Below are 13,760 nucleotides of genomic sequence, written 5' to 3'. Positions count from 1 at the left end.
GGGGCGAGGCCGCAATCGGTCGCGCCCGCGCCGGCAGCCGGTTCAATGCGGGTAGATCACGTCCTCCAGCGCCGGGTCGGCATGCGCGGCGGCATGGCTCAACTGGCCATCGAACGGACCGACCTTGCAGATCCGCCCGTCGTCGGCGAACACCAGCTGCAGGCCGTGTTCCTGTTCCCAGTCGCAGTTGCATTCCAGGCTGATGCGCAGGCGGCCGTCGCGATGGCGGTCGACATACGCCTCGTTGCCGAACTGCACGTGCGCCCACACCTCGGCGGGGCCGGCGATCTCCGGCGAAGGCCATCCGTACTTGGCGCACAGCGCCTGCGTGTGCCGGTAGTAGGCGAACACGTGCGGCGCGGCCGCGGCGAACACCGCGGCGTCGAGCTGCAGGAAGGTCTCGATGGCGGGCGCCGCGTCGGCCGGGACGTGGCCGGCGTCGCAGCCCACCAGCACGAAGCAGCAGGTGGCGCGCGTCCACGGCACCGGCACCGCCTCGCTCCACAGGTTGCCGTCCTCGTCCGGCTGCAGCGACGCCAGGATCCGCTGCGTCGTGTTCACAGCTTGGCGACCCGGAACCGGCGGCCCTTGATCTTGCCGGCCTGCAGCTGCGCCAGCGCCTTGCCGGCGTGGGCGCGGGCGATGGCGACGTAGGAGCGGGTGGGGTAGATGGCGATCTTGCCGATCGCCGCGCCTGACAGCCCGGCATCGCCGGTCAGCGCGCCGAGGATGTCGCCGGGACGCAGCTTGTCGGTCTTGCCGCCGTCGATGCGCAGGGTCACCATCGCCGCCTGCGGCAACTGCGCCGGCCGCGCGGTCGCCAGCGGCGCGCGCGACCAGCGCAGCGGCTGGCCCTGTTCGGTTTCCAGCGCCTGCGCGCGCGCGGTCTCGCGCGGCGCCACCAGGCTCAGCGCCAGGCCGTGCTTGCCGGCGCGGGCGGTGCGGCCGATGCGATGGCGGTAGGTCTCGCTGTCGGTCGGCAGTTCGTAGTTGATCACCGCCGCCAGGTCTTCCACGTCCAGCCCGCGCGCGGCCACGTCGCTGGCGACCAGCACGTTGCAGCTGCGGTTGACGAAGCGCACCAGTACCTCGTCGCGGTCGCGCTGCTCCATGTCGCCATGCAGCGCCAGCGCGGAGAACCCGAACTGCTGCAGCGAGCCGGCGACCTCGTCGACCTCCTTGCGGGTATTGCAGAACACCACGCTGGATTCGGGGGTGAAGCGCAGCAGCAGGCCGGCCACCGCCTTCTGCCGGTAGGTGGGGTCGACCTCGAAGAACTGCTGGTCGATCTCCGGCGCGCTGTCGGCGCCTTCGACGGTGATCTCCGCCGGATCCTTGAGCAGGTCGCGCGCCAGTGCGCGGATCGCCTCGGGGAAGGTGGCCGAGAACAGCAGGCTTTGCCGGTGCTTGTCGCAGCGGCTGGCGATCTCGCGGATCGGCTCCTCGAAGCCCATGTCGAGCATGCGGTCGGCCTCGTCCAGCACCAGCGTGCGCACCCCGCCCAGGTGGAGCGCGCGCTTGCGTGCCAGCTCCTGGATGCGGCCGGGCGTGCCGACCACCACCTGCGGGTCGTGCGCCTCCAGCGAGGCCAGCTGCGGCGCCAGCGGCATGCCGCCGGTCAGCACCACCAGTTTCATGTTGGGAATGCCGGTGGCGAGCTTGCGCAACTGCTTGCCGACCTGGTCTGCCAGTTCGCGGGTCGGACACAGCACCAGCGCCTGCGCGCGGCTCAGCGCCGGATCCAGCTTGTGCAGCAGGCCCAGGCCGAACGCGGCGGTCTTGCCGCTGCCGGTGGGCGCCTGCACGATCGCATCGCGTCCGGCCAGGATCGGCGGCAGGCTCTGCGCCTGCACCGGGGTCATGCTGGTGTAGCCGAGCGCATCGATGCCGGGCGCAAGCGCCGGGGAGAGGGAGAGGGTGGCGAAATCGGTCATGCGGCATTTTAGCCGGTGAGAGGCCGGGATTCGGGAGTGGGGATTCGGGATTGGGTGGTCCGGCGAGCGCTGAGCATCGCGTCATGCCCGTTGCGCGTCGTAGGAGCGGCTTCAGCCGCGACGGGCGTGCCCGGCAAAGCTTGTCGCAATTGTGGCGCGATGCGCGCTTTTACCAGGGTTGCGATCGGCGCGTCGCAGGCGTCGGCGCCGAACCGTACCCCACGCCGCTCCACTGCGATGCGCGCAATTCGGCGGCGATGGCCGCTGCGCAGGGAGGCGAGGCGACGCTCGGCTTCGGCGAAGGGCGCATCCACGTACAATGGTGCGATGGCTCTTATCACTCTGCAGAACCTCGACTACAGCGTCGGCGGCCCCTTGTTGCTGGAAAAGACTGACCTGACGATCGAGCCGGGCGAACGCATCGCCCTGATCGGCCGCAACGGCGCCGGCAAATCCACGTTGATGAAACTGATCGCCGGCGAGCTCAAGCCCGATGACGGCGAGGTCCGGGTCCAGCAGGGCGTGCGCATCGCGCGGCTGGAACAGGAGGTGCCGCATGGCGCCGCCGGCAGCGTGTTCGACGTGGTCGCCGACGGCCTGGGCGCGCTTGGCCATTGGCTGGCCGAGTTCCACCGGCTCAGCCATGCGGCCGAGTTCGACGGCGATGCGCTGGGCGCGGTGCAGTCGAAGATCGATGCGGCCGACGGCTGGGCCCTGGATCAGCGGGTCAACGAGACCCTGACCCGCCTGGAGCTGGACGGCGATGCCGAGTTCGCGCGGCTGTCCGGCGGCATGAAGCGCCGCGTGCTGCTGGCGCGGGCGCTGGTGTCGTCGCCGGACCTGCTGTTGCTGGACGAACCGACCAACCACCTCGACATCGAGGCCATCGACTGGCTGGAAGGCTTCCTCAAGGGCTGGAACGGCAGCGTGGTGTTCGTCACCCACGACCGGCGTTTCCTGCGCGCCCTGGCCACGCGCATCGTCGAGATCGACCGCGGCCAGGTCAGCAGTTGGCCGGGCGACTGGGCCAACTACGAGCGCCGCCGCGAGGAGCGGCTCAATGCGCAGGCGCAGGAAAACGCGCGCTTCGACAAGCTGCTGGCGCAGGAAGAAGTGTGGATCCGCCAGGGCATCAAGGCGCGGCGCACCCGCGACGAGGGCCGGGTGCGACGCCTGGAAGCGATGCGCCGCGAGCGCACCCAGCGCCGCGAACTCGGCGGCAACGTACGCATGGAGGCCGCGCAGGGCGAGTCCTCCGGCAAGAAGGTGATCGAGGCCAAGGACCTGAGTTTCGCCTTCGGCGCGCGCAGCATGGTGCGGGATTTTTCCACCACCATCCTGCGCGGCGACCGTATCGGCCTGATCGGCCCCAACGGCAGCGGCAAGACCACGCTGCTGAAGCTGCTGCTGGGCGAATTGACCCCGGACCAGGGCGAAGTGCGCGCCGGCACCAATCTGCAGGTGGCGTACTTCGACCAGTACCGCGCCACCCTGCGCGAGGACTGGAGCGCGATCGAGAACGTGGCCGAGGGCCGCGACTTCATCGAGGTCAACGGCAAGCGCAAGCACGTGCATGCCTACCTGCAGGATTTCCTGTTCACCCCGGAACGCGCGCGCGCGCCGATCACCCGCCTGTCGGGTGGCGAGCGCAATCGCCTGCTGCTGGCGCGGCTGTTTGCGCAGCCGTCCAACCTGCTGGTGATGGACGAGCCGACCAACGACCTGGACGTGGAAACCCTGGAGCTGCTGGAAGAACTGCTCGGCGACTACAGCGGCACCTTGTTGCTGGTCAGCCATGACCGCGACTTCATCGACAACGTGGTGACCTCGACCATGGTCATGGAAGGCGACGGCCGCATCGGCGAATACGTCGGCGGCTACAGCGACTGGGTGCGCCAGCGCCCGGCGGCGCCGGCCAGCGCGATGGCGGTGGCCAAGGCCTCGGCCACCGCCGCGGCGACCACGCCGGTGACGGCGGCACCCGCGCCCGCGCCGGCCAAGCGCAAGCTCAGCTACAAGGACGCGCGGGAACTGGAGCAGTTGCCGGCGCGGATCGAAACGCTGGAACAGCAGGTCGCGGCGCTGACCGAGGCGATGACCGACCCGGCGTTCTACCAGCGCGACGCGGCGGCGGTGAACGCGCACACGCAGGCGCTGAGCCAGGCGCAGGCGGACCTGGATGCGGCGTATGCGCGGTGGAGCGAACTGGACGGTTGAAGCGCCGGGGCTCGGGACAAACACCCTGGGCCTGTGGCGGTAACGACCACGGCGGCCGCTTTGCCGAGATCAAAGACCGGATGCGCGGGCGTTGGGGTGTATCGCGTCGGGGCTGAAGCCCCTCCCACAAGGGGGTACGTGCGGCGGCCCTGTTTGTGCGAGCGGTTCGACGCAGCGCGGTCAGGTCAATCCTGCTCGGCGGGCGCTTCCGCTTCCTCACCACCACCCACGAACGCGACGAAGCTGACGCCGTCCTGCGCCCACTCGCGGGCCACGTCGTCGAGGATCTCCAGCAGCACGTCGAATGCCGGCTGCGCCACGCTCTGCAACTGTCCGGCGTCCTCCAGCAGCAAGGCATAGCCGCGCGGCGAGGGCAGCCAGGACAGGTCGCGCAAGCCGTCGGTGAGCGCGTCCCAGTTGCGGCCGAAGCCGGGCGGAAAGTCCAGTTGCGCGGCCAGCCGCATCAGCAGCATGGCCTTGCCGGTGCAGCCGTGCAGGTCGATCCGGCACAGCCGCAGGCCGGCATCGCGGGCCAGCGCGGCGACGCTGTCCAGGTCGCGGTTGGCCACGCGGTAGACGCCCGAAGCGGCGGGCTCGGCCAAATTCAGTGCGAACGGGAAGCCGCTCATGGCGCCGGCCTCGCACCGTCCACCTGGAAGCTGCGGAAGCTGTCGTAGTGATCGTCGCTGTAGTACCAGACCTGCGGTGGCGTGCCGCCGGTGACGATGCGGCGCGCGCCGCGATGCGACAGGCCCGGGGTATCGACGGTGTATTCGCGGTAGTAGCCGCGCGGTTGCGCCGGCAGCCGGTTCTCGCGGTTGCCGAACACGCTGCCGTCCTGGCGATGCGGGAACGGCCCGCCGCGCAGGATCAGCGCCACCGTGGCGCGCGCCTCGGGCGGCAGGAACGCCGGCAGGTCCGGCGATGCCGCGTCGGCTGCGGGCGCGGATCTGCCGGGCGCGGTGTAGGGCGCCTGTGCGGCCGCGTCGAGCGAGGGCGCGAACTGCTGGTGCGGCGGATGCTGCAGCCCGCGGATGCCCCACAGCCCGCCCACCAGCAACACGATGGCGGCGATCAACAGCACGGGCTTGCGCATGGACTCTCCTGCAGGAACGGCAGCGGCGCGCGGCATGGCGCCATCGCGCACAGTATGGGCCGGCCTGCCTGTTCCAGCTCTAAACGCCGCCGGTCACGACCGTGGCGCAGGCGATTCACATCCGACTAACCGGGGCGTGGGGCATGGTAGGCGCCGATTCGCACGGCCGGCCGGCGCCGCCGCCGCGGGATGGGACGATGTTTCCCCGGCCGCGCCCTTGGTAAGGCCGCCGACCGTCCCTACCATTGCTCACGCAACGCTCGTCCTTTCGACGGCGAAAGTCCAGGAGAACCGCATGGCCTACACCCTCCCCAAGTTGCCCTACGCCTACGACGCGCTGGAACCGCACATCGATGCGCAGACGATGGAGATCCATCACACCAAGCATCACCAGACCTACATCAACAACGTCAATGCCGCGCTGGAAGGCACCGAGTACGCCGATCTGCCGATCGAGGCGCTGGTGTCCAAGCTGAAGTCGCTGCCGGAGAACCTGCAGGGTCCGGTGCGCAACAACGGCGGCGGCCATGCCAACCATTCGCTGTTCTGGACGGTGATGGCGCCCAACGCCGGCGGCACCCCCAGCGGCGACGTCGCCAAGGCCATCGACAGCGAACTGGGTGGCTTCGACAAGTTCAAGGACGCCTTCACCAAGGCCGCGCTGACCCGCTTCGGCAGCGGCTGGGCCTGGCTCAGTGTCACCCCCGACAAGAAGCTGGTGGTCGAGAGCACCGCCAACCAGGACAGCCCGCTGTTCGAGGGCAACACCCCGATCCTGGGCCTGGACGTGTGGGAACACGCCTACTACCTGAAGTACCAGAACCGCCGTCCGGACTACATCGGTGCATTCTTCAACGTGGTCGACTGGAAGGAAGTGGAGCGCCGCTATCACGCCGCGATCGGCTGATCGCGCGCCAGCATCGCACTAGGAAAAGGCCGGGTTCGCCCGGCCTTTTTTTTTGTTGGTGCCAGACAGCTGCGCTGGAGGTGCGGACGGGGTGTGCTGCGAGGTAAAGAGAGGCAGCTTGGTGCGTTGCCTTCGAGCGCGTGCGCGGTGTGCTTCGCAGCGATGGCGGTCTGCGCCGCATCGGTGACCGCTTGTGTTGCTGCGTCGCCAGGGCAGCGCAAACAACGACAAAAGGTCATTTGTAGGAGCGGCTTCAGCCGCGACGGGCGTTACCGGGAATGCCCGTCGCGGCTGAAGCCGCTCCTACAACAGAGGCCGCGATGCGTGACGAAAGCATGGCATTAGTGGTGCCCGATCGCTCCGGGCCGATGGCATGTCGATGCAGGTCCATCCCATCCGCCGCATCGCACCGCCGTGATCGCACGGCGCATGAACGCGCCCAGCCTGCCGTCCGCTACGGCACCGGCGGCAGCGAGACCGGCAGCGGGTCGAGCGGCTGCAGCGCCATCAGCAGGCCGCGCGTACCGGCTGCGGGCAGCTCCGGCGCCGACGCGAACAGGCGTGCGCCGTGCACTGGGCGGAAGTGGCCGCGTTCGAAGAACACATGGTCGGCGGCCGCCGCCGTGCCGGGCGCACGCACGTCGATGCGGTTGCGCGCCGCCTCGCCGCGCACGCTGGCGTCCTCGAAGCGGGCCGCCAGCGGCGCCAGGTCGGGCGCGCGTGCGGCGGCAAAGAAGCCGCCGGCCAGCACCGATGGCACGTCCTCGGCGGTGGCATCGATCCATGCCATCAGATCCTCGGCCTGCTCGCGACGGCTGGCGCCACCGTCGCGCGCGGCGTGCAGGCGGGTGAAGTACAGGTTCACCGGCTGCCCATGCAGATCCACCCGCACCAGGCCGGCCACGCTGTAGTCCTCCAGCGGATGCAGCAGGGTTTCGGCTTCCTCCAGCACCGGCAGGCGGGTCAGCAGCGCATTGCCGCGGCGTTGCGGCCGGCTCGGCGGATCGGGGCTGATGAAATGGCAGTGGTAGCCCAGGCGCGCAGCCAGCCATTGCGCCTGGTTCGGCAACTCCGGCGTCTGCAGTACCTCCTGCAGCGCGACGGCGTCGGGATGCAGGCGCTGCAGGGCCTCGACGATCCGCTCGCGGCGCGCGCTCCAGTCGTCGCCGTCCTGAGCCTGGCGTGGATCGCCGGCGAGGGTGAGGGTGACCACGGTGAGGGGAGGGCCCGGCGTTGCGGAGACCGCGGGCGCCGCATCCGCCGCCACGTGCGCCTGTGCCAATGCGGCCACGGCCAGCAACAGCCAGCCGGTGCGATGCCATCGGAAGACGCGGGGAGTCATGCGGGCGATGCTACGGCGCAGGGTCTCAGGGTTGCGTATACAGCCAGCGGTGCTGCGGCAGCCGCCACACAATCGCTGCGGCGCAGGTGGCACTCGCGCATATCGCCCCGCCTCCGGCGCGCAGGCACGGAGGCGGGGCGGGAGGCGGGACGCGGCGTCGGCGCCGCGGCCCTTGCTCAGTGCTGCAGCACGCCGTCCTGCAGATGCAGCGGCGCGCGCGCCTCCACCTGCGTCGCCGAACGGCCCAGCAGCAACTCGTAGTTGCCGGCGGCGATATGCCAGTGGCGCTTCTTCGGGTCGTAGTCGGCCAGGGTCTTGGGCTCGGCGACGATGCTGACGTGGCGGCTCTCGCCCGGCTTGAGCATCACCTTGTCCCAGCCGACCAGGCGGATCGGGGTGTGGTGGCCCTGCGGCAGGCGCAGGTACAGCTGCGGCACGTCGGCACCTTCGCGATCGCCGGTGTTGCGCACGTCGAAGCTGGCGACGACATGGTGACCGTCGGCCTGCACCTTGAAGTTGGCGTAGGCGAACGTGGTGTAGGACAGGCCGTAGCCGAACGGATACACCGGCTCCAGGCCGCGCGCAGCGAACCAGCGGTAGCCGACGTTGGCGCCTTCGATGCTGTAGTCGACGTTGCTGCCGGCCGGTTGCGCCGGCTTGAAGCCCAGGCCGGGAATCGACGGCCGCGGCAGTTGCGACACGTCGCGCAGCCAGGTCACCGGCAGGCGCCCGGACGGGTTGACCTCGCCCAGCAGCAGCCGCGCCAGGCCTTCGCCGCCGCGGATGCCCGGGTACCAGGCTTCCAGCACCGCCGGCACCTGCTGCAGCCACGGCATCGCCACCGGGCCGTTGGTCTCCAGCACCACCACCGTCTTCGGGTTGGCCTTGGCCACGCCGGCGATCAGCGCGTCCTGCTTGTCGGGCAGCGCGATATCCGGCAGGTCCACCGACTCGGCAGACCACTGCGTAGCGAACACGATGGCCACGTCGGCCGCGCGCGCGAGCTTGGCCGCCGCCGCGGGATCGTCGCCACTGGCGTAGTCGATCTGGGCGTCGGGCAGGGCCTTGCGCAAGGCCTGCAGCGGCGAGGACGGATGGAACATCACCGGGCCCGGCCAGGTGGTCGGGGCGATGCCCGGCACCGCGTTGCCGCCGTTGACGGTGACGCCGACCATCGACGAGCCGCCGCCGCCGATCACGCCCTTGTCGGCATGGCCGCCGATCACCGCGATGCGGCGCAGGTTGCGCGACAGCGGCAGCAGCTTGCCCTCGTTGCGCAACAGCACCGTGCCTTCCTCGACCACGCGCTGCGCGGCCAGTCCACCGGCAGCATCGTCGATCGGCTGGTGCTGCGGCGGGTTGTCGAAACTGCCGGTGGCGATGAATGCGCGCAGGATGCGCTTGACCATGTCGTCCAGGCGCGCCTGCGGCACGGTGCCGGCGGCCACCGCCATGCGAAGCGGCTGGTCGAAGTACACCGCCTTGTCGAACACTTCGCCGGCCGACTGCTGGTCCAGGCCGGCCAGCGCCGCCTTGGAACCGCTGTGCACGCCGCCCCAGTCGGACATCACGTAGCCGGGAAACTTCCATTCCTGCTTCAGCACCTGGTTGAGCAGGTAGTCGTTTTCGCAGCCGTACACGCCGTTGATGCGGTTGTAGGAGCACATCACCGAGCCGGGCTGGCCGATCTTCAGCGCCAGCTCGAAGGCCAGCAGGTCCGACTCGTGCATGGCCTGCTCGCCGATATCGGCGCTGTGGGTGTTGCGCCCGGTCTCCAGGTCGTTCATCGCGAAGTGCTTCATGGTCGAGACCACGTGCTGGCTCTGCACGCCGCGGATCGATTCGCCGACCATGGTGCCGGCCAGCAGCGGATCCTCGCCGGCGTACTCGAAGTTGCGGCCGTTGCGCGGGTCGCGCTGCAGGTTGACGCTGCCGGCCAGCAGCACGTTGAAGCCCTGCTGCCAGGACTCGCGGCCCATGGTCGCGCCGCCGGCGTAGGCCAGCTCGCGGTTCCAGGTGGCGGCGGTGGCGGGGCCGGACGGCATCGCGGTGGCGTGGTCGCCGGGGCGGATGTTGCCGGGATTGGTCACGCCGAGGCCGGCATCGGCCAGTTGCTGCGACGGGATGCCCAGGCGTTCGATCGCCGGCACGTAGCCGGCCGAGCCGAGCGCGCCGGCCGGCTTCGGGCCGCCGTCCTTGCCCAGGCCGAAGTAGCTGTGCAGCATCTGGAACTTCTCGTCCTGGGTCATCGCCTGCACCAGCAACGTGGCGCGACGGTCCGGCGACAGGCTGCGATCGTTCCACGGGCGCTGCGCAGCGGCGCTGGCGTTCGGCGCGGAGGCTGCGCGGGCGGCCGTCGCCGGCGGCGCGGCGGAGGCGGGCGCGGCCAGCGCGAGGGTCAGGCAAAGGGATCCTGTAAACGTTTTCATATCGGGGCGAACAGCCTCTCTAAGCAGATGAAGGGAAGGCGCATCGGGGGGAGTCGGGGGAGGGCGGAACCGCGTGTCAGGACGGGGCTTCGTCGCTGCGCATGACCGGGTACAGGCGGTAACGCTCGTCCCAGGAACTGTGGCGGCGGTAGAAGAACTCCAACCGCGCCTGCGGATCCTTGGCAAAGGCCGCGTCGTGTTCGAGCTTGTCCTCGAACTCCGCTTTGAGCGCCGGGTCGCTGGCCAGCATCTGCCGGGCCACGTCCTCGGCGACGTAGTCTTCCATGTATTCGGCACGCTCGAACGCGCTGTTGAACTCGCCCCATTGCAGCAGCGAGTCCGGCGCCTGCGGTTCCAGCAGCGCCATCAGCAGCCGCGCCTTGGGCTGGGCGATCGGCACGAACAGCGCACCGGCGCCGACCGCGCGGGTCTCCGCTTTCCAGGCGCCGGTGACGCTGAGTCGCTGGTGGCCTTCGGAGGAGCGTGCGGCGAAGCTGGCGGTGTCGGCGCGGAAGGTCTGCACCGGCAGGTTGGCGTCATGCTCCAGGGTGCGGAAGGCGATGCCGTGCTGGCGCAGCTTGGCGCCGACCAGGGCGGCCTGCGCCGCCGGCACCACGTAACCGGCGCGCGGCGCGGCGACTTCGACGCTGGGTACGATCTGGTCGCGCAGCGGCACCCGCCAGACTTGCGGGGTGCGTTCGTCGTAGCGGGTCATCAGCGCGCCGGAGACCGGCGAGGGCGTGCGCGTGTAGGCGTAGCCGCGGAAGTCCACCAGGTGCGAGGCGTCGGTGGTGCGGTAGTCCAGCGCCACGGTCTGCCCGCCCAGCGCTTGCGCGCGCGCGTCGGCGGCCAGTGCGTCGGCGCGCCACTGCGCGCCGTGCCGCGCCACCTGCTGCAACACCGAGACGATGGTGTTGCGGGTGATGCGCACGCGCTCGGGGTAGCGCTTCCACGAGTGCGTTTCCACCAGCATGCCGAAGCGGTTGCGCAGCTGGAAATAGCCGTGCGAGAAGCGCGGCGTCGGCACGCCGTCCTCGAAGCCGGAGGCCGGGTCGTCGTTGACCACGAACGAGGGGTAGTAGGGCAATGGCAGCGAGCCCTGCCGCTTCAGGTCGGCGAGCACGCCGTCGCGCAGGCGCAGGCCGTCGCCGCGCAGCGCGGTGTCGCCGGCGTGCAGCGGTTCCACCTGGATCGACACGTCGTGCTCGAACTGCGCGCCATCGGTGACGTGCAGGTCCACGTACAGCAGCGGATCCCACTGCTCGACCAGGCGCAGCATCGCCTGCATCTCCGGCGCGTCGGCCTTGACGTAGTCGCGGTTGAGGTTGAGGTTCTGCGCGGTGGTGCGCCAGCCCATCTGCTCGGGGCCGCGCTGGTTGGGCCGGTTCCAGGCGCCGAAGCGCTCGTGCCCGTCGACGTTGAACACCGGCACGAACAGCCACACCTGCTTGTCCAGCGCGCCACGTGCGGCCTGGCCGTCGAGCAACTGGCGCAGTGCCAGGAAGCCGGCGTCCTTGCCATCGATCTCGCCGGCGTGGATGCCGCCCTGGATCAGCACCACCGGCAGCGTGCGCGCCTGTGCGGCCGCCGGATCCAGCGCGCCCGAGGTGGACACCGCCAGCGCCTTCATCGGCCGGCCTTCCGGCGTGGTGCCGAAGTCGAAGCAGCGCACCGCGTGCGGATAGCGCTGCGCGAACGCATCGCACAGGGCGATGGTCTCGGCATAGCGGCCGGTGCGCACGAACCCGCTGCGCTCGGCTTCGGTGGACAGGCCCGCCTCGCTGGCCAGCGATGGCATGCTGCACAGCAGCATCGGCAACAGCAGGGTGGCCAGCCTGGCTCGGATCATTTCGGCACCGTCTCGGGACAGACCCCCATGATGCGGGCAGCGCGCCGATTGCGAAAGCACCCTGGGGCGTGTCACCCATTCCCGAGCATGCCGCGCCGCAATTGCGCGTGCCTGTGGCAAGGAAGCGCGAGGACGTGGACGCGCGTCCACGCCCGCGCGATGACGCGGCCACGGGCGCGCAACCGCGGCCCTTCGGGTTGGGCCTGGCAGGCGCGCGGCCGGCGCCGCGCGGCTTGACCTGACGGCCAGTCGGGCGCTGCGCCACGCAACGCCGGCCGCGCGCCTGCCAGACCCAACGCGGCATCCTCGGGAATGGGTGACACGCCCTGGCGGTTCGATTCGCCGGAACGATCGGGTAACCTTCTGAAAATTTTGCCTGGACGAGGGCCCGTGAGCAGCCAAGCCACCACGAGACACGCCGCATGAGCGCGGCGCAAGAGCGCGCCACTGCGCGCATGCCGCGGCAGATTCCCTACATCATCGGCAACGAGGCCTGCGAGCGCTTCAGCTTCTACGGGATGCGCAACATCCTGGTGCAGTTCCTGATCACCTCGCTGCTGCTGCAGGAAGTGACCGCGCCCGGCCGCGAGGCCGAGGCCAAGCACATCATGCACAGCTTCATGATCGGCGTGTACTTCTTCCCGCTGCTCGGCGGCTGGTTGGCCGACCGCTTCTTCGGCAAGTACAGCACCATCCTCTGGTTCAGCCTCATCTACTGCGCGGGACACCTGTGCCTGGCGTTGTTCGAAGGCCATCGCACCGGCTTCTTTCTCGGCCTGGGCCTGATCGCGCTGGGGGCCGGCGGGATCAAGCCGCTGGTGGCCTCGTTCATGGGCGACCAGTTCGACCAGGGCAACAAGCACCTGGCCAAGGTGGTGTTCGACGCCTTCTACTGGATCATCAACTTCGGCTCGCTGTTCGCCTCGCTGCTGATCCCGCTGGCGCTGAAGAACCTGGGGCCGGCGTGGGCGTTCGGCATTCCCGGCATCCTGATGCTGGTGGCGACCCTGGTGTTCTGGGCCGGCCGCCACCGCTACGTGCGCGTGCCGCTGCCGCCCAAGGATCCGCACGGCTTCGCCCAGGTGGTACGCACCGCGTTGCTGCGGCAGGCGCCGGGGCAGGGCCGCCCCGGGCTGGCCCTGGCCGGCGTGGCGGTGCTGCTGGCGCTGGGCACGTTCGCGCTGGTGCCGACGCTGGGCCTGGTGATCTGCCTGTGTCTGGCGCTGGTGCTGCTGCTGGCCGGCATCGGCGGCGGCACCTGGTGGCAACTGGAACGCGCCCGCGCGGTGCACCCGGATGCGGCGGTGGACGGCGTGCGCGCGGTGCTGCGGGTGCTGGTGGTGTTCGCCCTGGTCACCCCGTTCTTCTCGCTGTTCGACCAGAAGGCCTCGACCTGGGTGCTGCAGGGCCAGCAGATGCAGATGCCCGACTGGTTCAGCGCCTCGCAGATGCAGGCGCTGAATCCGGCGCTGGTGATGCTGCTGATCCCGTTCAACAACCTGGTGCTGTACCCGCTGCTGCGCCGGCGCGGCTACGAGCCGACCGCGCTGCGGCGGATGACCGCCGGCATCGCCTTCAGCGGCCTGGCCTGGATCGTGGTCGGCAGCCTGCAGGTGATGATGGACGGCGGCGACGCCTTGTCCATCGCCTGGCAGATCCTGCCGTATGCGCTGCTGACCTTCGGCGAAGTGCTGGTCTCGGCGACCGGCCTTGAGTTCGCCTACAGCCAGGCGCCGCAGTCGATGAAGGGCGTGGTGATGAGTTTCTGGAACCTCACCACCACCGTCGGCAACCTGTGGGTGCTGCTGTCCAACGCGGCGGTGCGCAATGACCGCGTCACCGCCCACATCGGCAGCACCGGGCTCAGCGAGACCGCGTTCCTGATGTTCTTCTTCGCCGCCTTCGCGTTCGTCGCCGCACTGCTGTTCGGGCTGTACGCGCGCCGCTATCGCATGGTCGACCACTACCGCCCCGCCTGAGACCCCG

The 13,760-nt window shown here is 70.0% G+C and carries 10 protein-coding genes; 3 read left to right on the top strand and 7 right to left on the bottom strand.

The genetic code is table 11. The annotated features are described in order from the left end of the window. Window positions 1-42: 42 nt before the first annotated feature. Both Q7W82_RS15090 and dbpA read right to left on the bottom strand, forming a co-directional pair. The gene (locus Q7W82_RS15090; protein ID WP_242160748.1) at window positions 43-561 is read right to left on the bottom strand and encodes a hypothetical protein; all 519 of its coding nucleotides are present in this window, start codon (window positions 559-561) and stop codon (window positions 43-45) included. Continuing rightward, window positions 558-1,934 carry an ATP-dependent RNA helicase DbpA gene (gene dbpA, locus Q7W82_RS15085; protein WP_242160747.1) on the bottom strand — a complete coding sequence of 459 codons (1,377 nt, stop codon included), beginning with the start codon at window positions 1,932-1,934 and terminating at the stop codon, window positions 558-560. The genes Q7W82_RS15090 and dbpA overlap by 4 nt, the downstream gene beginning before the upstream one ends. Before the next feature lie 327 nt (window positions 1,935-2,261). Here dbpA and Q7W82_RS15080 point away from each other — a divergent pair, with 327 nt between their 5' ends. Then, window positions 2,262-4,151, top strand: coding sequence for an ATP-binding cassette domain-containing protein (locus Q7W82_RS15080; protein WP_242160746.1), 1,890 nt, complete (start codon window positions 2,262-2,264; stop codon window positions 4,149-4,151). 185 nt (window positions 4,152-4,336) lie between these two features. Here the strand turns inward: Q7W82_RS15080 and Q7W82_RS15075 are convergent, their stop codons facing one another. Both Q7W82_RS15075 and Q7W82_RS15070 read right to left on the bottom strand, forming a co-directional pair. Continuing rightward, complete coding sequence (locus Q7W82_RS15075) at window positions 4,337-4,780, bottom strand: barstar family protein (RefSeq protein ID WP_242160745.1); 444 nt, start codon at window positions 4,778-4,780, stop codon at window positions 4,337-4,339. After that, window positions 4,777-5,247 carry a ribonuclease domain-containing protein gene (locus Q7W82_RS15070; protein WP_242160744.1) on the bottom strand — a complete coding sequence of 157 codons (471 nt, stop codon included), beginning with the start codon at window positions 5,245-5,247 and terminating at the stop codon, window positions 4,777-4,779. The genes Q7W82_RS15075 and Q7W82_RS15070 overlap by 4 nt, the downstream gene beginning before the upstream one ends. A gap of 295 nt (window positions 5,248-5,542) precedes the next feature. Between Q7W82_RS15070 and Q7W82_RS15065 the strand changes: the two genes are divergently transcribed. Then, window positions 5,543-6,154 (top strand): superoxide dismutase, encoded by a 612-nt coding sequence (locus Q7W82_RS15065; RefSeq protein WP_242160743.1) that lies wholly within the window; start codon window positions 5,543-5,545, stop codon window positions 6,152-6,154. A gap of 454 nt (window positions 6,155-6,608) precedes the next feature. Here Q7W82_RS15065 and Q7W82_RS15060 read toward each other — a convergent pair whose 3' ends face one another. The 3 genes from Q7W82_RS15060 to Q7W82_RS15050 form a co-directional block, all read right to left on the bottom strand. Further along, the gene (locus tag Q7W82_RS15060) at window positions 6,609-7,496 is read right to left on the bottom strand and encodes an endonuclease/exonuclease/phosphatase family protein (protein ID WP_242160500.1); all 888 of its coding nucleotides are present in this window, start codon (window positions 7,494-7,496) and stop codon (window positions 6,609-6,611) included. Window positions 7,497-7,672: 176 nt separating this feature from the next. Beyond that, the gene (locus tag Q7W82_RS15055) at window positions 7,673-9,925 is read right to left on the bottom strand and encodes a glycoside hydrolase family 3 C-terminal domain-containing protein (RefSeq protein ID WP_242160499.1); all 2,253 of its coding nucleotides are present in this window, start codon (window positions 9,923-9,925) and stop codon (window positions 7,673-7,675) included. Window positions 9,926-10,001: 76 nt separating this feature from the next. Continuing rightward, window positions 10,002-11,774, bottom strand: coding sequence for a M14 family metallopeptidase (locus Q7W82_RS15050; RefSeq protein ID WP_242160498.1), 1,773 nt, complete (start codon window positions 11,772-11,774; stop codon window positions 10,002-10,004). A gap of 422 nt (window positions 11,775-12,196) precedes the next feature. Here Q7W82_RS15050 and Q7W82_RS15045 point away from each other — a divergent pair, with 422 nt between their 5' ends. After that, window positions 12,197-13,753: an oligopeptide:H+ symporter gene (locus tag Q7W82_RS15045; protein WP_160945994.1), complete on the top strand. Its 1,557-nt coding sequence runs from the start codon at window positions 12,197-12,199 to the stop codon at window positions 13,751-13,753. Window positions 13,754-13,760 lie beyond the last annotated feature (7 nt).

Source organism: Xanthomonas indica (assembly GCF_040529045.1).
Taxonomy (GTDB): domain Bacteria; phylum Pseudomonadota; class Gammaproteobacteria; order Xanthomonadales; family Xanthomonadaceae; genus Xanthomonas_A; species Xanthomonas_A indica.
The sequence above is the reverse complement of the archived record's forward strand: the minus strand, read 5'-3'. Positions and strand labels throughout refer to the sequence as shown.